The sequence below is a fragment of the Bacilli bacterium genome (assembly GCA_036381315.1).
Classification (GTDB): Bacteria; Bacillota; Bacilli; order Paenibacillales; family KCTC-25726; genus DASVDB01.
In genome coordinates this window covers 1-25599 of record DASVDB010000125.1, presented here as the reverse complement: position 1 = coordinate 25599, position 25599 = coordinate 1, and the positions used below count along the sequence as shown (strand labels likewise).

At 52.5% G+C, this 25599-nt stretch carries 21 protein-coding genes and 1 other annotated feature; of the genes, 18 read left to right on the top strand and 3 right to left on the bottom strand.

The features are described 5' to 3' along the window. The coding region (locus VF260_09495) for an MMPL family transporter (GenBank protein ID HEX7057412.1) at nucleotides 1–2101 on the top strand (2101 nt) is incomplete at its 5' end. A gap of 830 nt (nucleotides 2102–2931) precedes the next feature. Further along, nucleotides 2932–3133: a binding site (T-box leader), on the top strand. 82 nt (nucleotides 3134–3215) lie between these two features. Beyond that, the gene (gene leuS / locus VF260_09490) at nucleotides 3216–5657 is read left to right on the top strand and encodes a leucine--tRNA ligase (protein ID HEX7057411.1); all 2442 of its coding nucleotides are present in this window, start codon (nucleotides 3216–3218) and stop codon (nucleotides 5655–5657) included. Here leuS and comER read toward each other — a convergent pair. Next, nucleotides 5654–6514 (bottom strand): late competence protein ComER, encoded by an 861-nt coding sequence (comER, locus tag VF260_09485; GenBank protein ID HEX7057410.1) that lies wholly within the window; start codon nucleotides 6512–6514, stop codon nucleotides 5654–5656. The genes leuS and comER overlap by 4 nt on opposite strands. 133 nt (nucleotides 6515–6647) lie before the next feature. Here comER and VF260_09480 point away from each other — a divergent pair, with 133 nt between their 5' ends. From VF260_09480 to holA, 8 genes are all read left to right on the top strand, one after another. Beyond that, nucleotides 6648–7076, top strand: a complete 429-nt coding sequence (locus VF260_09480; GenBank protein ID HEX7057409.1) for a ComEA family DNA-binding protein — start codon at nucleotides 6648–6650, stop codon at nucleotides 7074–7076. A gap of 73 nt (nucleotides 7077–7149) precedes the next feature. Next, on the top strand, nucleotides 7150–8442 hold the full coding sequence (locus tag VF260_09475) for a homocysteine synthase (protein HEX7057408.1): 1293 nt from the start codon (nucleotides 7150–7152) through the stop codon (nucleotides 8440–8442). A 3-nt stretch (nucleotides 8443–8445) separates the two neighbouring features. Further along, nucleotides 8446–8946 (top strand): dCMP deaminase family protein, encoded by a 501-nt coding sequence (locus VF260_09470; protein ID HEX7057407.1) that lies wholly within the window; start codon nucleotides 8446–8448, stop codon nucleotides 8944–8946. 78 nt (nucleotides 8947–9024) lie between these two features. Beyond that, the gene (locus VF260_09465) at nucleotides 9025–11484 is read left to right on the top strand and encodes a DNA internalization-related competence protein ComEC/Rec2 (protein ID HEX7057406.1); all 2460 of its coding nucleotides are present in this window, start codon (nucleotides 9025–9027) and stop codon (nucleotides 11482–11484) included. Between the two features lie 121 nt (nucleotides 11485–11605). After that, nucleotides 11606–12118 (top strand): cytochrome c biogenesis protein CcdC, encoded by a 513-nt coding sequence (locus VF260_09460; protein ID HEX7057405.1) that lies wholly within the window; start codon nucleotides 11606–11608, stop codon nucleotides 12116–12118. A gap of 129 nt (nucleotides 12119–12247) precedes the next feature. Further along, entirely contained in the window at nucleotides 12248–12796 is a 549-nt protein-coding gene (locus VF260_09455; protein ID HEX7057404.1) for a sigma-70 family RNA polymerase sigma factor, read from the top strand. Further along, nucleotides 12793–13815, top strand: a complete 1023-nt coding sequence (locus VF260_09450; protein ID HEX7057403.1) for a zf-HC2 domain-containing protein — start codon at nucleotides 12793–12795, stop codon at nucleotides 13813–13815. The genes VF260_09455 and VF260_09450 overlap by 4 nt, the downstream gene beginning before the upstream one ends. Before the next feature lie 13 nt (nucleotides 13816–13828). Then, nucleotides 13829–14848 (top strand): DNA polymerase III subunit delta, encoded by a 1020-nt coding sequence (holA, locus tag VF260_09445; GenBank protein ID HEX7057402.1) that lies wholly within the window; start codon nucleotides 13829–13831, stop codon nucleotides 14846–14848. Nucleotides 14849–14903: 55 nt separating this feature from the next. Here holA and rpsT read toward each other — a convergent pair whose 3' ends face one another. Next, entirely contained in the window at nucleotides 14904–15170 is a 267-nt protein-coding gene (rpsT, locus tag VF260_09440; protein HEX7057401.1) for a 30S ribosomal protein S20, read from the bottom strand. Nucleotides 15171–15344: 174 nt separating this feature from the next. Between rpsT and gpr the strand changes: the two genes are divergently transcribed. After that, nucleotides 15345–16349: a GPR endopeptidase gene (gpr, locus tag VF260_09435; GenBank protein ID HEX7057400.1), complete on the top strand. Its 1005-nt coding sequence runs from the start codon at nucleotides 15345–15347 to the stop codon at nucleotides 16347–16349. A gap of 9 nt (nucleotides 16350–16358) precedes the next feature. Here gpr and VF260_09430 read toward each other — a convergent pair whose 3' ends face one another. After that, nucleotides 16359–17096 (bottom strand): L,D-transpeptidase family protein, encoded by a 738-nt coding sequence (locus tag VF260_09430; GenBank protein HEX7057399.1) that lies wholly within the window; start codon nucleotides 17094–17096, stop codon nucleotides 16359–16361. 127 nt (nucleotides 17097–17223) lie between these two features. Here VF260_09430 and VF260_09425 point away from each other — a divergent pair, with 127 nt between their 5' ends. From VF260_09425 to dnaK, 7 genes are all read left to right on the top strand, one after another. Beyond that, entirely contained in the window at nucleotides 17224–18522 is a 1299-nt protein-coding gene (locus VF260_09425) for a stage II sporulation protein P (GenBank protein HEX7057398.1), read from the top strand. Between the two features lie 12 nt (nucleotides 18523–18534). Beyond that, a complete protein-coding gene (locus tag VF260_09420; GenBank protein ID HEX7057397.1) occupies nucleotides 18535–18882 on the top strand; it encodes a DUF3679 domain-containing protein in 348 nt (115 codons plus the stop codon). Between the two features lie 75 nt (nucleotides 18883–18957). Beyond that, complete coding sequence (gene lepA, locus VF260_09415; protein ID HEX7057396.1) at nucleotides 18958–20772, top strand: translation elongation factor 4; 1815 nt, start codon at nucleotides 18958–18960, stop codon at nucleotides 20770–20772. A gap of 27 nt (nucleotides 20773–20799) precedes the next feature. Further along, nucleotides 20800–21951 carry a radical SAM family heme chaperone HemW gene (hemW, locus tag VF260_09410; GenBank protein ID HEX7057395.1) on the top strand — a complete coding sequence of 384 codons (1152 nt, stop codon included), beginning with the start codon at nucleotides 20800–20802 and terminating at the stop codon, nucleotides 21949–21951. Between the two features lie 114 nt (nucleotides 21952–22065). Continuing rightward, nucleotides 22066–23091: a heat-inducible transcriptional repressor HrcA gene (gene hrcA / locus VF260_09405; protein HEX7057394.1), complete on the top strand. Its 1026-nt coding sequence runs from the start codon at nucleotides 22066–22068 to the stop codon at nucleotides 23089–23091. An 18-nt stretch (nucleotides 23092–23109) separates the two neighbouring features. Beyond that, entirely contained in the window at nucleotides 23110–23703 is a 594-nt protein-coding gene (grpE, locus tag VF260_09400) for a nucleotide exchange factor GrpE (GenBank protein HEX7057393.1), read from the top strand. 38 nt (nucleotides 23704–23741) lie between these two features. Continuing rightward, nucleotides 23742–25592 carry a molecular chaperone DnaK gene (gene dnaK, locus VF260_09395; GenBank protein HEX7057392.1) on the top strand — a complete coding sequence of 617 codons (1851 nt, stop codon included), beginning with the start codon at nucleotides 23742–23744 and terminating at the stop codon, nucleotides 25590–25592. Nucleotides 25593–25599: the final 7 nt, after the last annotated feature.

The window sequence follows — 25599 nt, the reverse complement described above, 5'->3', positions numbered from 1 at the left end:
GCGCGGTTCGCTCGAGCATAAACAGAGCAAATTGTGGGGAGCAGCCGGCGCCTTTGCCATAAAGCGCCCGTTGTATGCGCTGGTGATCGTGGCCGTGATCGTGGTTCCGCTGATCTTAAGCTATAACGGAAAATTGTCGTTTGACAGCATGAAAGAACTGGGGAACAATTATGATTCGGTAAAAGGGTTTAATCTGATCACCGAAAGCTTTGCTCCAGGCGAAGCCATGCCGACAAATATTGTGTTGGCAGCCGCGGAACCGCTGGATACTCCGGAAGGATTGGCAATGATTGAGAGGGTCAGCGCCGAAGTGGCAAAAGTGAACAATGTGGCCAAGGTGCGCAGCGCAACGCGTCCATTGGGGGAAAAACTGGCGGAGTTGTCTGTGGCAAACCAGATGGGCACGTTGGCTGACGGGCTTTCGAAAAGTAAAGACGGGGTCGACCAAATCAAAACCGGACTCTCTAACGCGCAACAATCAATAGCGGAATCGCAGCCCAAGCTCGTCGCTTCCGTAGCACAATTACAGCAGCTTTCCGCCGGCACGATGCAGTTGAAAAACGGCGTCGATCAGCTGCAGCAGGGATTGTCGCGAATTGCGCAAGGGCTGGATCAAGGAACGTCCGGATTGGGACAAATCAGCGACAATATGGGGAAATTGCAGGAGAACGCCGCGCAGTTGGCCGATGCGGCCGCCAAACTCTCCGCCGGATATAACCGGCTGGGCGACAATCTGGCTCAAGTGACCGCGGGCTACGGCCAAATCGGGCAAAACGCCCAAGCGCTTGTCCAAGCGTTAAAGAGCGCCGAACCGTTATTCGATGTGCTGAAAGGCAAATATCCGGATCTGGAAACCGATCGCGATTTTGCCGCCTTGCAGGCTGCCGTCGGCAAATCGCAGGAAGGCGCGGACGCATTGGCCGCGGCTGCCGCCAAACTTAACGATTCGCTGCAATTGTTGAACAGTTCCCTGCAAACGGCCAACAAACAATTCGCGGCGGCGGCTTCCGGTGAGGCGCAGTTGACAGCCGGCTTGGCAAAGGTCAACGAGGCGATAAAAGAGCTGCAGGCTGGTTTGCAGCAAGCTGCTGCCGGGGAGCGGCAGGCTGTGGATAAGCTGCCCGGTATGTCGCAAGGCCTTGGACAAATTGCGAGCGGCCAGCAGCAGTTCAGCCAAGGTTTTGCCGCTTTAGCCGGTCAATTGGGTGATCTCAGTTCAGGATTGGGCAAAAGCGCAGACGGCCTGGGTGAGATTTCCCACGGCTTGGAGCAGGCGCGAAGCTATGCCGCGCAGGTTGCAGCCGATCAGGATGAAGCCGGTATCAACATTCCGCAGGAAGCGGTCACCGATAAACAGATGCAGAGCGTGTACGATATGTTTATGTCTGCCGATCGTACGGTAACGACTTTCAATGTTATTTTACGGACCAACCCGTATTCCGAAGAATCGATGGATACGATCAAGCCGATTCAGGAAGCGGTACAGCGAGCCTTGCAAGGAACCAAGTATGAAAACGCGCAATTCGGTATCGACGGTGTGACCGGAATGAACGCCGATCTGCGCCAGGTATCTCACGATGATTACAATCGCACGGTTGTGTTGATGCTGATTGCGATCAGCTTGATTCTGATTCTCCTGCTGCGATCGATTATCATGCCTCTATATCTGATGGCGGGGCTTATCACATGCTATTTCGCTTCGCTAGCGGTCAACCAGCTGATTTTCGTCAATTTGCTGGGAAACCCGGGTACCAACTGGACAATTCCGTTCTTTGCGTTCGTGATTTTAATGGCGCTTGGCGTCGATTACAGCATCTTTCTGATGGACCGGTTCAATGAACATCGCGGCGAATCGGTAGGCGATGCCATTTTGCTTGCCATGAAAAATATGGGGACGGTCATCATTTCCGCGGCAATTATTTTGGCGGGTACGTTTGCGGCAATGCTGCCTTCCGGTGTTTTGTCCCTGCTGCAGATTGCCACCTCCGTTTTAACGGGGCTGTTATTGTATGCGCTCTTCATCTTGCCTTTATTTGTGCCGGTAATGGTGCGCTTGTTCGGCCAGCAGAACTGGTGGCCGTTTATCGGCAAGCGGCAGTAAAATGAGTTGAAAGTATGGACTGGTTGGGTTTATACCCAACCAATAAAAAATAATTTTCCCGCAACAAAAAACGAAAAGAAGATGTAGATTTCAACCACAATGCGACAAACCATCGCCTTGAGGTATAGCGAAAGATATAATACCATCTATATGATCAAGTTTAGAAAAAATAACAATCTATTTTATGCGTGGTATAGTGGAGTGAATGTCGTGAATAACATTCACAGCCAAAAGCCTTATATGGGCGGAGGGTTCGGAGAAAAATGGATTTTTGCAGAAAAGAGCGAATGATTTTTTCCGCAATGCGACTGAGGGGGGGTTATTCCGAACTAAAGATTCTGTTCAGCGCTAACGGACGCTGCAGAGGCTATTTGCCGAAAAAAGGCCGTGCAAAAAATTTAACGGACGCAACAGCGGTTATTCGCCTTATTTTTACCTGAATACCGCACAAAACGCTAAAATAAGCGCGCCTACGTCCGTTAAACTTAAAAACCGGGCGTAAAACCCAAAATAGCCTCTGTCGCGTCCGTTAGATCGGAAAGTACAACGGTTTAAGGCTGCAAGCCGGCAAACTGACCGGGTTTTCACCGGCAAGCTTTTGGTGACTATAGCCCCAGATTGCTTATCAGCAGGCAAATGGGGGCGGATTGCTACAAGCGTACAGACGACCGTCGGTCGTATCGTAACGGAAGCCGGCCTCGATTGTTGCCAACGAGACGATTACGCACGCGGTTCCCCAATCCCCCGACAGCGGGATATCGACGGCATCCCCATATTTCTACATCGACTTGACAGCGAATCGCCAATTTTTTTATAATCAAGGAAATATGTATCACGCAATGAAAGGGAATAGTAATCGGCAAATGTTTTGCAGAGAGCCGGCGGATGGTGCGAGTCGGCAAACGGATGGCGATGAACTCGCCCCGGAGCATGATCGTAAGCCCGCGTTAAGGGTGTGAGTGGATGCGCTTGCGGGCAGCAAGCCGTCAACTAGGGTGGTACCACGGGAAACAACAGCCTCTCGTCCCTAGCGTGATTGCTAGAGATGGGGGCTTTTTGCTTGAATAAGCGCTTTTCAAGTTTCCGCCGACCGATTTGAAAAGGAGACAAAAAGATGAACGCAGAAAACAACGACCAAGGCTATCAACCGCAAAAGATCGAGCCCAAGTGGCAGGCATATTGGGAGAAAAACCGCACGTTCAAAGTGTTGGACGACGACAAGAAGCCGAAGTTTTACGCGCTTGATATGTTTCCGTACCCGTCCGGCGCCGGCCTGCATGTCGGCCACCCGGAGGGATATACCGCAACCGATATCGTTTCCCGTTACAAACGGATGAAAGGCTTCAACGTTTTGCACCCGATGGGGTGGGATGCGTTCGGGCTTCCCGCCGAACAGCATGCGCTTGATACCGGCAAACATCCGAGGGATATAACGTTTAAAAACATCGACAATTTCCGTCGGCAAATCAAATCGCTCGGCTTTTCCTACGATTGGGACAGGGAATTCAGCACCACGGATGCGGATTATTACAAATGGACGCAGTGGATATTCATTCAACTGTATAAAAAGGGCCTGGCCTACATGGCGGAAATTCCCGTCAATTGGTGCCCGGCGCTTGGCACCGTGTTGGCCAACGAAGAAGTGATCGACGGCAAAAGCGAGCGCGGCGGACATCCGGTTATCCGCAAACCGATGCGGCAATGGGTGTTGAAAATTACCGAATATGCGGAACGCCTGCTGGCCGATTTGGAAGAACTGGACTGGCCGGAGAGCATCAAAGATATGCAGCGCAACTGGATCGGCAAATCGGTTGGGGCGGAAGTCCGTTTTGCCATTGCCGGTCATCAGGATGCGCAACTGGTCGTCTTCACGACCCGTCCGGACACGTTATTCGGCGCATCATACTGCGTGCTGGCGCCGGAGCACGAACTGGTCGCCCGCATCACCACTCCCGAACAAGCGGAGGCGGTGAAGGCGTACCAGGAACAGGCGGCGCGCAAAAGCGATCTGGAGCGAACCGATCTTGCCAAGGAAAAAACCGGCGTCTTTACCGGCGCTTTTGCGGTTAATCCGGTCAACGGCAAAGAAATCCCGATCTGGATTGCCGATTATGTGCTGGGCGGCTACGGAACCGGCGCCATCATGGCTGTTCCGGGACACGACCAACGCGACTGGGAATTTGCGAAAAAATTCGGTTTGCCGATTATTGAAGTGCTTGAAGGCGGCAATCTTGAAAAAGCCGCTTTTGAAGACGACGGGCCGCATGTCAATTCCGATTTTCTGAACGGCCTGAACAAAGCGGATGCAATCGCCAAAATGAACGAATGGCTGGAAGCAAACGGGTATGGGCGGAAGAAAGTCACCTATCGTTTGCGCGATTGGCTGTTTAGCCGCCAGCGTTATTGGGGCGAACCGATTCCGATACTGCATTTGGAAGACGGCACCATGAAGCCGGTTCCCGAGAACGAATTGCCGCTTCTGTTGCCGGATGTCGATCATATCGCGCCGACCGGAACCGGAGAAAGCCCGTTGGCGAACATCACCGAATGGGTCAATACGGTTGATCCGGAAACGGGCAAGCGCGCGCGCCGGGAAACGAACACGATGCCGCAGTGGGCCGGCAGCTGCTGGTACTATTTGCGCTTTATCGACCCGCATAACGACAAGGAAATTTGCGCGCCGGAACTGGAGCGCAAATGGCTGCCCGTCGACTTGTATATCGGCGGCGCGGAGCATGCCGTGCTGCACCTTTTGTATGCGCGGTTCTGGCACAAAGTGCTGTATGATATCGGTGTTGTCTCGACCAAAGAGCCGTTTTACAAATTGGTCAACCAAGGCATGATCCTTGGGGAAAATATGGAGAAAATGAGCAAATCGCGCGGCAACGTCATTAACCCTGACGAAATTGTGAACGAATACGGCGCTGATACGCTGCGCCTGTATGAAATGTTTATGGGTCCGCTGGAGGCGGTAAAACCGTGGAATACAAACGGAGTGGACGGCGCGTATCGCTATTTGAACCGGGTATGGCGCTTGATTATCGGCGATGACGGGCAATTGAATCCGAAAATTGTAGACGGCGAAGGAAGCCTGGAATTCCGCAAAATTTGGCATCGCACGATCAAAAAAGTCGGCGAGGACTATGAAAACTTGCGCTTTAACACCGCGATCAGCCAGTTGATGATATTTGTCAATGAAGCATACAAGCTGGATGCGATCCCGAAGCAAGCGCTGGAGCATTTTGTCCAGATGTTGTCTCCGATAGCTCCGCATATTTCGGAAGAACTATGGAGCCGATTGGGACATGCGCAATCGATTACTTACGAGCCTTGGCCCGCATACGACCCGGCATTGACCGTTGATCAGGAAATCGAAATCGTCATTCAAGTCAACGGGAAAATTGCGGATCGGGCGGTCATCCCCGCTGACATGCCGGAAAAGGAAATGGAAAAACTGGCGCTTGAGCGGGAAAAGGTACAATTGGCCATAAACGGCAAAACAATCCGGAAAGTCATCGCCGTCAAGGGTAAAATTGTCAATATCGTGGTCGGCTAATGCTTTTCGGCTGCCGTTGAGGTTTTATCCCGGGCATGGCCGCACAACATTTTTTCAATTTTGTTCACATCTTCGGCGTATTTCGCATGGGTTGCCGCAAGCACTTGTTCAAAAACGCCGTCAAGGCTGAACGCCAATATTTTCAATGCTTCGGCTGTTATGCCTCCGGGGACTGTTACCCGTTGCCGCAAACTGTTCGGCGCAAATTCTCCGGAGGTGAGCAGTTTTCCGGTGCCCAGCACCATTTCTCCGGCCAACTTTGTAGCGTCATTAGCCGGTATCCCTGTTCTTTCGACGGCGGCTTCCACGAATTTTTCCACGAAATAGGCGAGAAATGCGGGGCCGCAGCTGGAAAGATCGGAAATGACGCGCGTATAGGACTCGGAGATGCGCATCGGCGTGCTGATATGGCTCAATAAAGATTCCAGCATGCCGATGTCCAAATCATTGATGCGCGTTCCGTACATGCACAAGGTGGCGCCGCTGAGTTGCTGGTTGGTAATGCTGGGGATCACCTTGGCGATTTTGCAGGGAAGTTGTTCTTCCAAATGCCGGATTAAAACCGGACTGGTTATGGAGACAATGATTTGCTCCGGCAACAGCACATCCTTGATCTCAGCCAAAACGTCGGCGTAATCCGTCGGCTTCACGCACAAAAACAACAATTCACCGGCTTTGGCCACGGCTTTGTTGTCAGTTGCGGGATGCAGGCCGGGATATTTCGCAGCCAGTTGCTCCGCTTTTGCCGCAGTGCGGTTGCTGGCAATGATTTGCGCAGGCAGCAACGCATCGGATTTCAGGAAGGCGTCGATTAAAATACTTCCCATATTTCCTGTGCCGATAAATCCTACGACCATCAAGATCCCCCCTAAACACGAAAATTTCTTGGCATCCAAGCCTTCAACGCGTTAATCTACTATATTCCATATTCGAAATGACGTGCACGGCAAGCGTCTGATATCATTCATATGTTTTTCCGGGGTGAGATATTTGCGGAAAATATTTGCCGGTAATCCGATTCGCTTCCTGGCAATCGTAACGCTTATCTTCGCCATGATGTTTCTGCTAATTTATTATGCTGTCGGCTATTTGTCCGCCAGCAGGGGAAACTGGATCATGGTCAACAACGAAATGCGCGAAGCTTTGGCGACGCCGACAGCGTCGATTGTCGCCGGTGCGCCGACGGCAACGCCTGCGGCAAACCCTGCGGCAAACCCGACAGCCGCAAACAAGATCAATATCAACACGGCGTCGCTGGCGGAACTTGACACGCTGCCGGGCATCGGCCCGAAGAAGGCGCAGGCCATCATTGCTTACCGCGAGGCGCACGGCGGATTCAAATCCGCGGAAGAACTGATGCAGGTGAAAGGCATCGGCGCCAAAACCTTTGCCAAGCTTAAACCACTTATAACCCATTGAATTGCCGGAAGAAGTATGAGAGAATATGTTTCATTAATGATGTGCTATTTTTTTGTGAGGAGGAGAACTCATAATGACGGAAGAAAGAAGGTTTGCCCCGGAAACAAAAGCCGTACACGCCGGCCAGGAACTGGATCCGACCACGCTGGCGCGCGCGGTGCCGATTTACCAAACGACATCCTTTGGATTCCGTGATACGGAACATGCGGCAAATTTGTTTGCTTTAAAGGAATTCGGAAATATTTATACGCGCATTATGAACCCGACCGCCGATGTATTCGAAAAACGCGTTGCCGATTTGGAAAACGGCGCCGGCGCGCTTGCCGTTGCATCCGGCATGTCGGCCATCACGATGGCGATTCTCAATATTGCCGGCGCCGGCGATGAGATTGTCGCTTCGGCAAGCCTCTACGGCGGCACATTTAATCTGTTTACGGTAACGCTGCCGAAAATCGGCGTAAAAGTGAACCTTGTTGACCAAAGCGACCCGGAAAACTTCCGCAAAGCGATTACGCCGAAAACAAAAGCCATTTTCGCCGAGACAATCGGCAATCCGCGGCTTGATGTGCTGGATATCGCCGCAGTTGCCAAGATCGCCCACGACAACGGCATTCCGTTGATTGTGGATAATACGTTTGCCAGCCCGTATTTGCTTCGTCCGATTGATCATGGCGCAAATATTGTTGTGCATTCCGCCACCAAGTTTATCGGCGGACATGGCACTTCGATCGGGGGTATTATCGTTGACGGCGGCAATTTTGATTGGAAAGCAAGCGGCAAGTTTCCCGGCCTGACCGAACCGGACGAGAGCTACCATGGCGTAGTCTACACCGAAGCCGTAGGTCCGATCGCATACATAATCAAGGCGCGCGTGCAGCTGCTTCGCGATATGGGCATGGCTCTTTCGCCGTTCAACGCTTTCTTGTTCCTGCAGGGATTGGAAACGCTGCATTTGCGGATGGAACGTCATAGCGAGAACGCGCTGCAAGTCGCCAAATATTTGGAAGGCAACCGTGCCGTGGAATGGGTTAACTATCCCGGACTGCCGAGCCACAGGGATTACAAGTTGGCGCAAAAATACTTGCCGAAAGGACAAGGCGCTTTGCTGACTTTTGGCATCAAGGGCGGAGTCGACGCGGGCCGCAAACTGATCGACAACGTGAAGTTGTTCTCGCATTTGGCCAACGTGGGGGATACGAAGTCGCTGATTATCCATCCGGCGAGCACAACGCACCAGCAGCTGAGCGAAGAAGGACAAATAGCGGCCGGCGTAACGCCCGGCATGATTCGTTTATCCGTCGGCATCGAGGCGGTCGAAGATATTATTCATGATCTGGATCAGGCGATTGCCGCCAGCCAGGAATAAGCCATGAGCCAACAAAAGCGCAAAGACTGGGATACTTATTTTATGGATATCGCGCATATGGCCGCCACCCGTTCCCGATGCGAACGACGCCATGTCGGAGCGGTGCTCGTCAAAGGCAAAAAGCTGTTGGGCACCGCGTATAACGGAGCGCCGATGGGCATGCCCGATTGTTCCGAGGAAGGTTGCTTGCTGGCGGAAGAGTACGAGCTGGAGATTGTGGACGGCAAAGAGCAAATGGTCAAAAAGGAACGCTGCATCCGTACCATTCACGCAGAGCAAAATTTGCTTTTGTTTACGGATCGCGACGATCGTGAAGGATCCGTCGTTTATGTCACCGACGAGCCGTGCTGGACATGCGCCAAAATGCTCGCGAACAGCGGCGTTATCGAGATTGTCTTTCACCGCTCCTATCGGAAAGACCATGAGAAGGTGAGCAAGCTTTTTCGGCAAAAAGGCATCTTATTGCGGCAATTGACGGCATACGAACCGCCGCCCGGCATTTAAAAATCGGAAAATTGAGGAAGAACCTCTTATTCTGTGCAGACTAAGAGGTTCTTTTTTTGTCTGGCAAGAGGTGATGGCATGCAAAAAGCGTTCGTATTCGCAACCGTCGCATACACGTTGGGAATTGCGGCCGGATTATATCCCGGCGAATTTCTCCCGCTGATTGCCGCGGTGGTCGGTTTAACTGCCGCATCATTGCTGGCGGGCAAAAACGGATTGGCAACCAGCTTTTTGATCGCGGCAATGTTTGTGTGCGGCTTCGGCTACAGTCATTTTGTGGACAGCCATAACCGGTCTGTTTTCCCGGAATCGTGGGAAGGGCGGCAAATTAAGCTGTCCGGCATAGCGGCTTCGCGCCCGCAAACGGATGGGGATTTGGCAACGTTCAAGATGCGGACGGAAGAAAACGAAAATGTGCTCATTCGCCTCAAATTGCAGCGCGCGGAAGAAGCGGATTTCATCTCGCGTTTGTCAGCGGGCGATACCGTTACGGTGGCAGGCGAGCTGGAACGCCCTCGCGTTCCGGGCAATTTTGGCGATTTTGATTACCGCCGATATTTGCATGATCGGCATATTCATTGGATTCTGAAAGTGAAGGGGATTCAATCGCTCCGCGTTGGCAGCGAGCATGGCCTAAATCGTTTTTTGCCCTTGCGCTGGGTGGAAAGTTGGCGAAAAGCGCTGAGCCGGGATGTCGAAAAGGCGTTTTCACCGGACCATCGCGCATTGATGAACAGCTTGCTCCTGGGAATCACGGATGATTTTGATCCGGCGCTGTTTGACCAGTTTTCCCGTCTCGGCATCACCCATATTTTGGCGATTTCCGGATTGCATGTCGCCGTTGTCATCGGAGGCTTGATTGTTCTCTGCGTCCGCCTGGGGCTGCCGAAGGAAAGAGTTTTGCTTGCGGCCATGCTCGCCGTTCCGTTTTACGTTGCCGTAACCGGGGCCTCACCATCGGCGTGCCGCGCCGGGTTAATGGCCTTTTTCGGCCTGTACGCCGCGCGGAAGGGAAGGATGAAGGATACCCTGGTTTTGGTGTGCGCTGCCGGCGCTGTTTTGCTGACGTGGAATCCGTATTATATCGCCGATATCGGTTTTCAGCTGTCGTTTTTCGTGACGATCGGCCTGATCATTGGCGTGCCCAACTTGAACAAACTGCTGCCTGTGCGCAACCGGTCGGCCAAAAACTTTTTGTCCGTGACGTTAACGGCGCAGTGGGCATCGTTTCCGCTGACGATTTATTATTTCAACGGCTTTTCCCTGCTTTCCCCGCTCGCGAATATGCTGATTGTGCCCATGTACAGCTTTGCTGTTTTGCCGCTTGGCTATATCGCGATGTTGGCCGCGGCGCTGGCACAGCCCGCGGGCAAATGGCTCGCTTATCCGGTGGAATGGCTGCTTTCGTCGAGTTACCGGCTTGTGGATTTGCTCGACCATTGGCAAGCGTTTTATTTGCTTTGGCAGTCGCCCGCGATTTGGTGGATGCTCGCTTATTACGCGGTGTCCGTTATTTTTCTGCATGCGGCTGCGGCAACAAGGCAAGAGTTCGACATGGCGATTGCCGGCTTCCGCCGGTTGCGGGCATTTGCGCGGAACAGCCTGCCGTTTGCCATGGCGGCATTGCTCATTTGCGCATATTTTCCGCAAGCGTTTTCGGGGCATAAGTCGTCGGTCGCCTTTCTCGATGTCGGACAGGGCGACGCCTGCTTGCTGCGCACGGCGGCCGGCCATAACATATTGATAGACGGCGGCGGCACGCTGGATTTCTCGCGCGAAGAAGCGTGGCGAAAGCGCAACGATCCGTTTGACATCGGCAAAGATGTTTTGGTGCCGCTGTTGAAACGGCGCGGCGTGCGTCATCTTGACGCGCTGATTGTATCGCACGAGGATGCCGACCATATCGAAGGCTTGCTGGCGGTTTTGGACCGCATTGACGTCAAGCGGCTGTTGTTCAACGGCACATTGAAAGACAGCCCGGACGCCAGGGAACTGTTCGCCAAAGCGTTGGCCAAACATGTGCCGTTGTTCGCGGTAGCGGACGATATGACGTTACAAGTCGACAACGATCTGGCCATTACGTTTCTGCATCCGGCGTCCGCACCTTTGTCCAAAAGCGGCATGGATGGGAAAAACGCGGTACAATTCGAGGATAACCAGAACGATGCATCCGTCGTGATGCTGGTGCGGTTGGAGCAAGCGTTGTTTTTGTTCACGGGGGATATCGACGCGGCAACGGAGCAGGAAATTATGCTCCGCCATCCGACGCTGCGCCATTTAGCGCCGGATGTTTTAAAGGTCGCGCACCATGGCAGCAACAAGTCCAGTTCCGCGGAATGGCTGGACTTCTGGCAGCCGCGGGCCGCCGTCATTTCCGTCGGCGCGAACAATGTGTACGGGCATCCCGGCCAGGCCACTTTGCAGCGGCTTCTTAAGCGGCGCATTCCGGTCTTACGCACCGATCAAAACGGGGAGGTGCAATTTGTTGTGGACGGTGAATTATTGCGCATGCGGACGAAAAAAACAGGAACGGATTGATTTTTATCATGGCAAGCGAAACGGTCGGGTTGCTGCCGCAAAAAAAAATTAGTACAATCAAATCGTGTCTTTCCATAACTTCTAAACTTCAACGCCGACACTATTGACTGGAAGGGATCCTATGATGAATCATCCGGGAGCAATCAATTTGCAGCTTTTTGCGTCAATTGGCGCTGCCTTTATGGCGCTAATGGTCATTATCGTTCGCATTCGGGCAAGCAGAAAACCGACATCCGTGATGAAGATCGTGATGCCTACCGTCGGGATGTCGACCGGTTTTTTCATGTTTTTTTATGAGCCGATGCGGATTCCTTTTTCATGGGCATTGACCGCTTTTCTGGTTGGGGCCGTACTGTTTTCGTATCCTTTGATCCGCACTTCCAAATTTCATGTGGTTGCAGGAAAAATATACGTCAAACGTTCCAAATCGTTTGTGTTTATCTTGTTGGGGCTGCTGATTTTGCGGATATTGCTGCATGATATAATAGAACAATATATTTCGCTCGAACAAACCGGCGCGCTGTTTTTTGTGCTTGCTTTCGGCATGCTGTTGCCCTGGCGGATCGCGATGCTTGTGAATTATATTAAATTGTACAAAACGGAAGCCTGGGTTCCCGTTACAAAAACCAAGTAATTGCCGCAATTGAGGAAGCGGCGGTCTGTTGCCGGGACGTGAGTTCCGGATTTTTATTAAAAATGAAAAATAACGGCAACAATTTCAGATATCGACTCGTCTGAATGGTTGCAGAAGAGGAGGTTCATGGTGGTAGAGCCGGAATTGATCCGATCCGCTCAATCGGGAGACCGTGACGCCCTGGTTTCCTTGTTGCGCGCAGTCGAAAACCATGTGTACCGGACGGCCTACTATATTCTCGGCAACGAACAAGACGCGCTGGATGCCGCGCAGGAAGCGTTGATTCGCATTTATACAAAAATCAATTCTTATGAAGAAAAGGCGCTTTTTAAAACCTGGGTGCAAAGAATTGTTACAAATATATGCATCGATAAATTTCGCCGGTTCAAACCGACGGTTTCCATTGAAGAGCACAATATGGAGTTCGGCACGGAAAATCAAGTCGAGCGGGAAATTGTTTCCCATGCGGTCGCCGAAGAAATACAGGTCGCGATCGGACAACTGCCCGACCATCACAAGGCGGTAGTCGTGCTCCGCTATTTGCAGGACTTTTCCTACAATGAAATTGCCGATACGCTGGGATTGCCGCTTAACACGGTCAAATCTTATCTGTTTCGCGCGAGACAGCAACTGCAAAATTTGCTTCAAGATTATCAGAAAGGTGGTGCTCACGGATGAATTGCCAGGAGGTGGCGGAATTGATGCATAGGCATTTGGACCGGGATCTGGCTGACGCGGAATATAACCTTTTGCAGGAGCATGTGCGGCATTGCCCCTCGTGTTCGCTGCTGTTTGCACGTTTGCAGCGCCTTTCCGGTGAGCTTGAAAATCTTCCCAAAGTTACGCCCAGATACAATTTGGTTGACGCGATTCTGCCCAGGCTGCAGGAAATGGACCGGATTCAGGCTGAATTTGGCGGAGAATCGTCAAGGAACGCAAGAGCCGGCATCAGGCGCAGCCGTTTTCCCTGGAAAACGGCTGGCGGTATCATTGCCGCGGGTTTCATTTTCGCGTTCCTTTTCTTTAACCGGCAACCGCTGCATGTAGCGGATGAAATGTTACAGTTTGGCAACTCCGCCCAATCGGCGGCAAGTGAACAAGACGCCGCGGTCGGCATGAACCCCGCTTCCGGCAAAATAAAAAAAGAAGCTGCCGCTTCCAGGCAAACTTCCCGCAAAGCGAACGACAGCTTAGCCGATGTTGCCGCGCCGAATTTTGACCGCAAAGTCGTGGAAATGAGTGATCATCAGGCATTGGCAGAAAAACCGCGGGAATCCGAAGAAGTGAAATTTTTGGCTGCCGCTTCACCTACGCCTGCGGACGCGCCGAAATCTTTTGCGCCGAAGGAAGCGGATTCCGTTGTGTCGGTAAACGCCGCCGAAACGGAAACCGGATCGGTTCTGGGCATGACGACGGACGAACGGACGGAAGAAGCGGAACCGCCGCTCGCCAAGGCGGACTCGCCCGACAGCACGCGAACGGCGCAAGTGCGGAAGACGGACATCGGGTTTATGGTAGTCGTAACCGATCGGCAAAACGTGGAAATTTACAAGAGCAATGAATATAAAGCCGATACGATAGAAAATCTGGAATGGTCGGAAGACGGCAAACAACTGCGCTTTTATGTAACCGGGACAGAAACCGGGCATGTAACGGTCGATTTCACTACAGGCACGGAAACGATGGAAAAGAATTGAACGGGGTGCTGTGATGGATTACCGGAAAGCGGCGAAGGACCTGGCAAAAGGCACGGTGTATCCGGTCTATATTTGCCACGGCGCGGAAACGTATTTGTTGCAGGAGTTTATCGGCTATGCCGTGAAAAAGCTGGTCAATCCCGACCTGGTCGATTTGGCGGTGGCCAAATACGATCTGCACGAAACGCCGGTGCAAGCGGTGCTGGATGACGCCGAAACGCCGCCTTTCATGACGGAACGGAAAATAATCATAGCGCAGAACGCGCATTTGTTTACGGGCATGAAGGATGCGTTCAAGGTGGAGCATGATGTGGAGCGGCTGAACGCGTATTTGCGGGAGCCTGCGGCATATACCGTCCTGATCTTCACACTGGATGCGGACAAACTGGATGAGCGCAAAAAAATCGTGAAAACGGCGAAAGAAACCGGGATGGTGATCCCATTTTCCCTCCTCTCCGAAATGGAACTGGCGCAATGGGTCGAACGGCAGGCGGAAAAACGCAACATCAGGCTCGAACGCGGCGCGGCGGAGCAATTAATCGCCGCTGTCGGGGCGAATTTGCAGCAGATGGCAGCGGAAATGGAAAAATTGGCGCTATATGCCGGAGAAGGCGGCCTCATCACGGCAAGCGACGTTGCCAGCCTAGTTGCCAAAAACCTTGAACAAAACGTGTTTTTGCTCGTGGCGGATGTTGTTGAACGCAAAGTGGATCAGGCATTGGCGAAACTGGACGACCTTTTGAAGCAGAAGGAAGAACCGATCAAGCTGTTAATGCTGATCGCCAGGCAATACAGGATCATGCTGCAAGTCAAGGAACTCAAGGAACGGGGGTGTTCGCGCCAGCAAGCGGCCGCGCAGCTGCAACTGCATCCGTACGCGGTCAAAATTGCCGAAGATCAGGCGGGAAAATATGAATCGGCCCGATTGCGCGACACGCTCTGTGAACTGGCGGAGCTTGATTATGCGATGAAATGCGGGCGGATTGACAAAGTGCTGGGCCTGGAGCTTTTGTTGCTGCGGCTTGCGGCGTAACCTAAAAAAGTCCACGGCGTGAACGCGGTGGACTTTTTGCTTACGATTGCGTATGTTATTGCGCGTTAATCGCGTTCAGCTTTTTGGCCAAACGGGATTTTTTGCGCGCTGCGGCATTTTTGTGAATCAAACCTTTGCTTGCGGCTTTGTCAAGCTTTTTCGCCGCGGCCTGGTAAACTTCTTTCGCGTTGTCGGCGTTTGCGGCAATGGCAGCTTCCACCGCTTTTATGGAAGTGCGCAGGGCGGATTTCTGCGAAGCGTTATGCAGACGGTTTTTTTCGCTGACTTTTACTCTTTTGATAGCGGATTTGATGTTGGGCACTCTGTTCACCTCCTGCCTGATTGCAACCAATCATGGTAGTGCGCCGGAATTCCTTTACACAACTTAAAACATGATATCATGCGTTCCCCCAAAAATCAATAGCATAGCGCATATTGCCTTTCCGCAAGTTGCAGACTACATAGCGAAAGGCGTTTGATAAAGGAAAGCAAGGGGATGAGCAATATGGGACTTAGCGATTATTCGGTACGGACGGATTTGGCGCTGGAAGCGAAAGAAACGGCCGCCAAAACAATGGGGGAACAGATTCCGGGGATTAAAATGGAAACGGAGGAAGACGGCGGCATCAAGATCACTTCGATTACCGTGGAAAACGAGGAAGGAATGCGCAACATCGGTAAAATGCCCGGTCATTATGTGACCATCGAAGTGCCGCAATTGCGCAACCAGGATACGGAGCTGCAAAATCAGGTTGCGACCAAAATGGCGCAGCAGTTTGAGAAGTTTTTGCGGAAAATCAATATTCCCAAACACGCCAAAGTGCTTATTATCGGGCTCGGCAACTGGAATGTCACCGCGGACGCGCTCGGTCCGATCGTGGTCGAAAATGTGATGGTTACCCGCCACTATTTTGAGTTGATGCCGGAACAAGTAAGCCCCGGATACCGCCAGGTGAGCGCCGTTGCGCCCGGTGTTCTGGGAACAACCGGAATCGAAACCAGCGAAATCGTGCAAGGAATCGTCGAAAAAACAAAGCCGGATTTGGTGATCGCCGTTGACGCGCTCGCCTCCAAAGCGCTCGACCGGGTGAATACAACGATTCAAATTGCCGATACGGGCATCAGCCCCGGTTCAGGCATCGGCAATAAACGGCGGGGGCTCAACATGCAAACGTTGGGCGTGCCGGTTATCGCCATCGGCGTTCCGACCGTCGTGTACGCTTCCACGATCGTCAACAGCAGCCTCGAGCTGTTGGTGGAACATTTTAAAAACCGGACGAACAATACGGACAAAATATTGGGCATGCTGGAAGGTTTGACGGAGAACGAACGGCTTCAGCTGGTGCGTGAAGTGTTGGACCCGCTGGGGCACGATCTGTTGGTTACGCCGAAGGATATCGACCAATTCATCGAAGATATCGCCAACATTATCGCCAACGGTCTAAACGCGGCGCTGCATGAGGCGATCGGAACCGAAAATGTCGCCGCGTATACGCACTAGCGCCGACGTTTATTCCACGAGCCCCATGCGGATGTAATCGTGCAGGCTGATTACGCCGTCGACGGGAAGATTTTCCGCGGCTTCGAACGCTTTTAACGCCTGTTCGGTTTGCGGGCCGAATTTGCCGTTAATCGGGCCGTGGAAATAGCCTGCGCTTTTTAGTCGGCTCTGAATGATCTGCACGGTGGAGCCGCTATCGCCTTTCGCCATCCGCCGCGGGTCGTGCCACGGCTCGCCGAGCACATGCCCCAAAATGGATACTTTCGTGCCGATTCCGATATATTCATAAAGCTCCTCCACATCGGCGTTGCGCATGCGGATGCAGCCGCCGCTCACGTCGCCGCCGATCAAATGCGGCTTGTTCGTTCCGTGAATGCCATATATGCCCCAGGGCACATTTAAGCCCATCCAGCGCGTTCCGAAGCCGGAGCCCCAATTTTTATATTTGTTGATAATGATAAAATCGCCAATCGGCGAAGGCGTTTCAGGCTTGCCAAGCGCGATCGGGTATTGTTTCAACTCTTTGCCGCGGCAATAAAGCGTAAGCCGGTTGCGGGTCGGGTCCACCGTAATGGAACACCGGTTTGGTGTTTCCGCGGGATTGTCTTTTCGCCCGGCTTGCCCGGTGGCGTTTGCCGCGTGCGCCGTCGTGTGCGCCGTCGCGTGCGCCGCAAAGAACAAACTTAATAAAGCAATCGCCAGGCGCGCAAAACGCGCCTTTTTGCTTGCAATGGCAGCAAATTTCATGCGAAATCCTCCTTGTGCGCTTTATTATTTGCCATTTTCCGCCGGATCATTGCCGGTTCAACCGAATATATTTTTTTGTTCTAGCGAATTGGTTCATCTCATAGATTTGTATAAAGGAGGAATATTCATGAAAAGGACGGGAGGCATCGGCGCCATTCCATTCGGACAATTGGGCGGCGGTGCTAAAACGATGGTGCAAACATGGACCATTCTTTCATTTTTATCTCTATGCTTTTTTATTTTGCTGTTTATTGCCGGTTATGTGCAGTTCAAAACGTTTACTTCACCGGTATCGTCGATGAAGGGGCTGTCGGCATCCGTCTCGGGCAAGTTTTTCGCTGATATGCTGTGGATGGAGTTCCCGGCTGTAACCGGCATTCACGAGGCTTCAACATTTTCCGGAAAACGAATCTCCCAATTTTTGTTTGCGCTTTTAACCGGCGTGAACCCGGCCAACCCCAAGACGCTGCTTTCCGGCGAAATTCCCGGTCTGCGGGACGATACTATCGTGCTCAGGGCAGGATCGGGGACGGATTTTTCCCGGTTTCCGGCCGATTATCCGCCGTCGCAAGACACGCTCCACAATAGCGGCAATTCGGACGGCCCGAAAGATGCAATGATTGTGCCCGGTGATGAAGAAAAGAAACACATTCCGCAACAGACGAACGAGCCGCCATCCCCGGAACCATCGGCGGCGCAAGCGGCTGCCCCGCCTGCCGGGGAGAATTCGGCTTTGTCCACCGGGGGCCGCAAAGTGGTGTTCATTTATCATTCCCATAACCGCGAATCGTGGATTCCCGAACTTCGCGCGCGCGGCAAAAAGGTAAACGGCAAACCGGTACAGAGCATAAATGACGCCTACGACGCCCAATTCAACATCACGTTGGTCGGCGAACGCCTCGCCAAAGATTTGAACGAAGCGGGCGTTGGCGCTCAAGCTTCCAACACCGACTACTATACCGCGGAAAAAGATTTTAACTACAACTATTCCTATAAATACTCACTGCAAACGATCAAAGCAGCGTTTGCCGCGAACCCGAACTATGACTTTTTCTTTGATATCCACCGCGATTCGCAGAAACGCGGCTATACGACGGTTACGATCAACGGCAAAACATATGCGCAAATCTGGTTCATTATCGGGCATGAGAACCCCAATTGGCAAAAAAACGAACAGCTGGCGAGCAAACTGCACAACAGGCTGGAAGAAATGATGCCGGGATTATCCAAGGGCATTTTCGGCAAAGGTTCGAATACCGGTAATGGCGAGTACAACCAGTCGTTTTCGCCCAACAGCGTGCTGATTGAAATCGGCGGGCCGGAAAATACGCTTGCGGAATGCTACCGGACGGCCGATATTCTCGCCAAAGCAATTTCGGACATATATTGGGACGCAAGAAAAGCCGCCGCGCCGGCCGCTAATTAAGGAGTGACGGCAATGGCACGTTCATCTTTGCAATTGTTGGCGATGGTCGCCGTGTTAGCTTTCGGGATCATGTTCGGCGTTGACGCGGCGTCGCACGGCATCGAGCAGGTGCGCGGCGATGCGGAAACGCAAAGCGGAGAGCGGATCGGCATGTTCGCTGAAGCGATCGCAACGCCGCCAGCGCCGGAAGTTTCGCCGTCGGCCGCGCCGCTTATGGCGCGCGATTTTACACTGACGAGCGGGAAAACAACCGCATCGCTGCCGGACCGCATCGCCGACAAATTCGGCGGGTTGCTGCAGATTACCGCCGATCATCTGGTCGATTTTGTTGTCTCCGTATTGGATAAAGTTTTTGCGTAACGTAACGGCTGCCTGATTGCTGGTTCTCCGCGCAACTGCTATAATTATTATCGAATTTTTTTCTGGGGGACCGTCATGACGGACATTCGCGCTAGACAAAAGAAAATTCGCAATTTCTCCATTATTGCGCACATCGATCACGGGAAGTCCACTCTGGCGGACCGGATACTGGAATACACCGGCGCCCTGTCGCAGCGCGAGATGCACGAACAGGTGCTGGACCAGATGGATTTGGAACGGGAACGCGGCATTACGATCAAGCTCGCGGCGGTTCGGTTGAATTACCGCGCCGACGACGGCGAGGAATATATTTTGAATTTGATTGACACGCCGGGACACGTCGATTTTACTTACGAGGTTTCCCGCAGCCTGGCGGCTTGCGAAGGCGCGCTTCTGGTTGTCGATGCGGCGCAGGGCATTGAAGCGCAGACGCTGGCCAACGTTTATTTGGCTGTGGACAACAACCTGGAAATATTGCCGGTTGTCAATAAAATTGATTTGCCGAGCGCCGAACCGGAACGGGTAAAACAGGAGATCGAGGATGTCATCGGACTTGACGCAAGCGAAGCTGTGCTTGCCTCCGCGAAAGCCGGTATCGGCATCAAGGAAATTCTCGAGCAAGTGGTTCGGAAGGTACCGGCGCCGCAAGGCGACCCGGACAAGCCGCTCAAGGCGCTTATTTTCGACTCGCATTACGATCCGTATAAAGGTGTAATCGTGTATGTTCGCGTCGTGGACGGCTCGATTACGCCAGGCCGCAAAATCAAGATGATGGCTACCGGCAAAACATTCGAGGTCGTCGAGGTCGGCGTCTTTAAACCGCGCATGACCAGTGTCGACGCGCTTCAAGTCGGCGATGTCGGCTTTATCGCCGCGGCGATCAAGAACGTCAAAGACACGCGTGTCGGCGATACGGTCACGGATGCGGCGAATGCGGCACTTGAGCCGCTGCCGGGATACCGCAAAATCAATCCGATGGTATACTGCGGCTTGTACCCGATCGATACGGCGGATTACAACGGCCTGCGCGACGCCTTGGAAAAGCTGGAATTAAACGATGCGTCTTTGCGCTATGAACCGGAGACGTCCATTGCTTTGGGCTTTGGCTTTCGCTGCGGTTTTCTCGGGCTTTTGCATATGGAAATCATTCAGGAGCGAATCGAACGGGAGTTCCATATTCCGCTTATCACAACGGCTCCAAGCGTTGTGTTCAAAGTAACGCAAACGGACGGAAGCGTGCTTGCCATCGACAACCCGGCGGCATTTCCCGAACCGGGAAAAATCGCGTACGTCGAGGAGCCGTATGTTAAAGCTTCGATCATCGTGCCGAACGATTATGTCGGCGCCATTATGGAATTGTGCCAACATAAGCGCGGCGAATTTAAAAACATGGAGTATTTGGATACGAACCGCGTCACCTTGACCTATGACATTCCGCTGTCGGAAATCGTCTACGACTTTTTCGACCGGCTGAAATCAAGCACGAAAGGCTACGCGTCGTTTGATTATGAATTTTCCGGCTACAGGCAATCGAAATTGGTGAAACTGGATATTTTGTTAAACGGCGAAAAGGTTGACGCGCTTTCGTTTATCGTCCACCGCGATAAAGCTTACCAGCGCGGGCGCGTGCTGTGCGAAAAATTAAAGGAACTGATTCCGCGGCAAATGTTTGAAGTGCCGATCCAGGCGGCGATCGGGCAAAAGGTGATTTCCCGGGAAACCGTTAAAGCCATGCGCAAAAATGTGCTGGCAAAATGTTACGGCGGCGATATTACGCGGAAACGCAAATTGCTGGAGAAACAAAAAGAAGGCAAGAAGCGGATGAAGCAAGTCGGCAGTGTGGATGTCCCGCAAGAAGCGTTTATGGCGGTGCTGAAAATCGACGAATAATTCGCTCGGGCAAAAGGGTGACACATCATGAACAGATTGACGGAGGCGCCGCGTTCCGTATATATACACATTCCGTTTTGCGCCAACAAGTGCCATTACTGCGATTTTAATTCGTATGTGGTGACGGGCCAGCCGGTCAATCGGTATCTGGACGCGCTGGAGCGGGAAATGGAAATGACCGTTACCCGGACGCCACCGCAAACCATCGATACAATCTTTGTCGGCGGCGGCACGCCGACCATATTGCGCCCCGCACAGCTGGAAAAATTTTTAAAGGCCGTGCGCACGTATTTCCCGGCGGATCCCGCGCGGGTTGAATTTACGATGGAGGCCAATCCCGGCACCGTCGATGCGGAAAAGCTCGCAGCCATGAAGGAAGGAGGGGTAAACAGAATCAGTTTCGGCGTGCAATCGTTTGACGATCAGCTTCTGGCCGACATCGGGCGGATTCATCAGGCCGCGGATGTATTTCGCAGCATTGAGAGTGCCAAGCAGGCGGGCTTCACCAACCTTTCCATCGATTTGATGTTCGGTTTGCCCAGGCAAACGATCGCGACGCTGAACGACAGCATCGACAAGGCGCTGGCCTTACAGCTTGAGCATTATTCCATCTATGGCTTGATCCTGGAAGAGCACACGCTGTTTTACACGCTTTATCAAAACGGCAAACTGCCCTTGCCCGATGAAGATACGGAAGTGCAGATGTTTGAACTGATCATCTCGCGAATGCGCGAAGCCGGCTACACCCATTACGAGATCAGCAATTTTGCCCTTCCGGGTTGCGAAAGCAGGCATAACTCGGCATATTGGAAAAATGAAAGCTATTATGGACTGGGTGCCGGCGCGCACGGCTATGTGCGCGGGATCAGGCATTTGAATGTCAAGGGCGTGGGTGAATATATCACCGCGACGGAAAAAGGGCTGCCCGTTTTGAAACGGAGTTTTGTGGACGAACAGGAAGCGATGGAAGATTTCATGATGATCGGATTGCGCCTTTTGCGCGGCATACGCCGGGACGATTTTTTTGACCAGTTCGGGCGCTTGCCGGAAGATGTGTTCGGCGCCAAAATTGCCGCGCTCATTGCGCGGGGGCTGCTTGATGAAACGGACGAAGGATATAAATTGAGCGCTACCGGATTGTACCTCGGCAACGAGGTGTTTGCGGAATTTATCTCGTAAATCAAGGCTGGCAAACTGCTGGATCGACTTGACAACGATCGCGCCGATCTGGTATTTTTGTATTAGGTTTTAGCACTCACTACCTTAGAGTGCTGATTAAATGGGGTGAATGATATGCTGACAGAACGACAAAAACTGATCTTGAGCGCGATTGTCGATGATTACATTCAGTCGGCAGAGCCGGTCGGATCCCGCAGCATTTCCAAGCGCGGCGATATCGCCTTCAGCCCGGCAACCATTCGCAACGAAATGTCCGATTTGGAAGAATTGGGCTATTTGGAGCAGCCTCACACGTCGGCGGGAAGAGTGCCGTCTCATCTGGGGTATCGTTATTACGTCGATCATCTGCTGAAAGTTGGGCTTTTGTCCGGCCACGATCTGCAGGTGGTCAAATCGTTTTTTGCGGAAAAAATACAGGAAGTCGAGCAAGCCGTCCAGCAGGCGGCCAGCATTTTGTCCAGCTTGACGAACTATACGTCGATCGTGCTGGGGCCGGAAATGTTCAGCACGACTTTGCGGCATATTCAACTGTTGCCTTTAAACAAGGAAAGCGCCGTCGCGGTGCTCGTAACCAGCACCGGCCATGTCGAGAACAAAGTCATCGCCATACCGTCCGGCGTTTCCGTGCATGAAATAGAAAAAGTGGTCGCCATTTTGAACGACAAGCTCAAAGGCGTCCCGCTGCTGCATTTGAAGTCGCGCCTGTACAGCGAAATTAGCGAAGAATTGCGCCACCATGTGACCAAATACGAGGAACTTATACACATGATCGAAGAATCGCTGGACAATAAAGAATCGGATCGCGTCTTTTTGGGCGGGACTACAAATATACTCGTGCAGCCGGAGTTTAAAGATGTTGGAAAAGTGAAAACTATACTTGATTTGCTTGCGGAGACCGACAAATTGGCGAGTTTGGTTTCTTCGCAGCCGGAAGGCATTCAGGTCAGAATCGGCCGCGAAACCAATATGCAGGCCATCAGCGACTGCAGCCTCATAACGGCAACATATTCTTTTAACGGGAAAACGCTGGGCGCAATCGGCATACTTGGGCCGACCCGCATGGAATACGGCAAAGTGATCGGGCTTTTGGACAATTTTTCAAAAAACCTGGAAAAGATGATGGAACGCTGGTATAAGTAACTGGGGGTGAAATGTTGAATGGAAACGGATCGAGAGCAAGCAACATATGAACAAGAAGCCGCGACAGATGCTGCGGAAAACATGGCGGCAGAGGAAGCGCCTGTTGACGAGGCGCCTAAGACCGAAGATAACCCGCAAGCGGAAGCGCCCAAAACGGACCTGGAATTGCAGCTTGAAGCCGCGTTGCGTAAGGCGGAAGAAAATTTCAACCAGTTTTTGCGGGCACAGGCCGATCTTGACAATTTTCGCCGCCGAACGCGCATAGAGAAAGAAGAATTGCTGAAATATTCATCCATGAAGTTGATAACGCAATTGCTCCCGATCGTCGATAATTTCGAGCGGGCTATTGCAGCCGCGAAGGATAGCCGTGATCAGGATTCGTTTGCCAAAGGCGTTGAGATGATTTTCCGGCAACTCATGCAAGTATTGGAACAGGAAGGCCTGAAGCCGATGGAGACCGTCGGGCAAGCTTTCAACCCCGAATTCCACGAAGCGGTCATGCAGGTGGAATCAGCGGAGCATGCGGAAGGAACGGTCGTGGAAGAAATGCAAAAGGGATATTTGTTGAAAGACAAAGTGCTGCGTCCGGCCATGGTAAAAGTAAGTTCCTGAATCACTTTCAAGGATATATTTTAAGGAGGAATTTTTAGATGGGCAAAGTAATCGGCATCGACCTTGGCACAACCAACTCTTGCGTGGCGGTGATGGAAGGCGGCGAGGCCGTCGTTATCGCCAACGCCGAAGGCAACCGCACGACGCCGTCGGTCGTCGGCTTCAAAAAGGACGGGGAGCGGATTATCGGCGAGACGGCAAAACGGCAGGCGGTCACCAATCCGGACCGTACGGTTATTTCGATCAAACGCCACATGGGTTCAAATTATAAAGTTAAAATAGATGAGAAAGAGTATACCCCGCAGGAAATTTCCGCGATGATTTTACAAAAGCTGAAAGCCGACGCGGAAAGCTATCTTGGACAAAGCGTGACCCAGGCGGTTATTACGGTTCCCGCCTATTTTAATGACAGCCAGCGCCAGGCAACCAAAGACGCGGGCAAAATTGCCGGCCTTGAAGTTTTGCGAATTGTCAACGAGCCGACAGCAGCAGCCTTGGCATACGGCCTTGACAAAGAAGAAGACCAAACCATCCTGGTCTTTGACTTGGGCGGCGGCACGTTCGACGTGTCCATTCTGGAACTGGGCGACGGCATTTTCGAAGTTAAGGCGACGAGCGGCGACAACCATTTGGGCGGCGACGATTTTGACCAGGCGATTATCGACTATCTTGTCGCCGAGTTCAAAAAAGAGCACGGAGTGGATCTTAGCAAAGACAAAGCGGCTGTGCAAAGGCTGAAAGACGCTGCGGAGAAGGCCAAGAAAGAATTGTCGGGCGTGATGTCGACGACGATTTCGCTGCCGTTTATTACGGTTGTCGACGGCGTACCGCAGCATTTGGAAATCAATTTGACAAGGGCCAAGTTCGACGAATTAACGGCGCATCTGGTTGAGCGCACGATGGGGCCGACGCGCCGCGCCTTGCAGGATGCCGGAATGTCCGCCGCGGATATTAACAAAATCGTGCTTGTGGGCGGTTCCACGCGGATTCCCGCCGTGCAGGAAGCGGTTAAAAAGCTGCTTGGCAAAGAGCCGCACAAAGGCGTCAATCCCGACGAAGTTGTTGCTTTGGGCGCGGCCATTCAGGCGGGCGTTTTGACCGGAGACGTAAAAGACGTTGTGTTGCTGGACGTAACACCGCTTTCTCTGGGGATTGAAACGGCTGGCGGCGTCTTTACGAAAATGATTGACCGCAACACGACAATTCCGACCAGCAAGTCGCAAATTTTTTCGACCTTTGCGGACAATCAGACCAGCGTCGAAATTCATGTGCTGCAAGGCGAACGCTCGATGGCGGCGGACAACAAAACGTTGGGGCGCTTTATTTTAAGCGATATACCGCCTGCGCCGCGGGGAATTCCGCAAATCGAAGTCACCTTTGACATCGACGCGAACGGCATCGTGAACGTCTCCGCGCTGGACAAAGGAACAGGCAAGAGCCAAAAAATCACGATTACTTCATCAAGCGGCCTTTCCGACGAAGAGATCGACCGCATGATGAAGGATGCGGAAGCCCACGCCGAGGAAGACAGAAAGCGCAAGGAACTCGTTGAGTTGAAAAATAACGCCGACCAGCTTGTTTATACCGTTGACAAAACGCTGAAAGATTTGGGCGATAAAGTTGACAAGGCGGAAGCCGACAAAGCGAACGCGGCAAAAGAAAAAGTAAAAAAAGCGCTTGAAGCAAACGACGCGGACGCGATCAAAAAGGCGACGGAAGAATTGACCGAAATCGTGCAGCAGCTGTCCGTCAAGCTGTACCAGCAGGCGCAGGCCAACGCCCAGTCCGGCGCGGCAGGCGGAGCAAGCCAGGCAGGCGGCGAAACGAAGGCGAAAGAAAACGTGGTGGATGCCGACTACGAAGTCGTCGATGATGATAAAAAACAATAAGCCGCAA

What these genes read in the sequence shown, in the direction of transcription:
- leuS (HEX7057411.1), top strand. Translation starts at nt 3,216, where the DNA reads ATGAACGCAGAAAACAACGACCAAGGCTATCAACCGCAAAAGATCGAG.
- comER (HEX7057410.1), bottom strand. Translation starts at nt 6,514, where the DNA reads ATGGTCGTAGGATTTATCGGCACAGGAAATATGGGAAGTATTTTAATC.
- VF260_09475 (HEX7057408.1), top strand. Translation starts at nt 7,150, where the DNA reads ATGACGGAAGAAAGAAGGTTTGCCCCGGAAACAAAAGCCGTACACGCC.
- VF260_09470 (HEX7057407.1), top strand. Translation starts at nt 8,446, where the DNA reads ATGAGCCAACAAAAGCGCAAAGACTGGGATACTTATTTTATGGATATC.
- VF260_09465 (HEX7057406.1), top strand. Translation starts at nt 9,025, where the DNA reads ATGCAAAAAGCGTTCGTATTCGCAACCGTCGCATACACGTTGGGAATT.
- VF260_09460 (HEX7057405.1), top strand. Translation starts at nt 11,606, where the DNA reads ATGATGAATCATCCGGGAGCAATCAATTTGCAGCTTTTTGCGTCAATT.
- VF260_09450 (HEX7057403.1), top strand. Translation starts at nt 12,793, where the DNA reads ATGAATTGCCAGGAGGTGGCGGAATTGATGCATAGGCATTTGGACCGG.
- holA (HEX7057402.1), top strand. Translation starts at nt 13,829, where the DNA reads ATGGATTACCGGAAAGCGGCGAAGGACCTGGCAAAAGGCACGGTGTAT.
- gpr (HEX7057400.1), top strand. Translation starts at nt 15,345, where the DNA reads ATGAGCAATATGGGACTTAGCGATTATTCGGTACGGACGGATTTGGCG.
- VF260_09430 (HEX7057399.1), bottom strand. Translation starts at nt 17,096, where the DNA reads ATGAAATTTGCTGCCATTGCAAGCAAAAAGGCGCGTTTTGCGCGCCTG.
- VF260_09425 (HEX7057398.1), top strand. Translation starts at nt 17,224, where the DNA reads ATGAAAAGGACGGGAGGCATCGGCGCCATTCCATTCGGACAATTGGGC.
- VF260_09420 (HEX7057397.1), top strand. Translation starts at nt 18,535, where the DNA reads ATGGCACGTTCATCTTTGCAATTGTTGGCGATGGTCGCCGTGTTAGCT.
- lepA (HEX7057396.1), top strand. Translation starts at nt 18,958, where the DNA reads ATGACGGACATTCGCGCTAGACAAAAGAAAATTCGCAATTTCTCCATT.
- hemW (HEX7057395.1), top strand. Translation starts at nt 20,800, where the DNA reads ATGAACAGATTGACGGAGGCGCCGCGTTCCGTATATATACACATTCCG.
- hrcA (HEX7057394.1), top strand. Translation starts at nt 22,066, where the DNA reads ATGCTGACAGAACGACAAAAACTGATCTTGAGCGCGATTGTCGATGAT.
- grpE (HEX7057393.1), top strand. Translation starts at nt 23,110, where the DNA reads ATGGAAACGGATCGAGAGCAAGCAACATATGAACAAGAAGCCGCGACA.
- dnaK (HEX7057392.1), top strand. Translation starts at nt 23,742, where the DNA reads ATGGGCAAAGTAATCGGCATCGACCTTGGCACAACCAACTCTTGCGTG.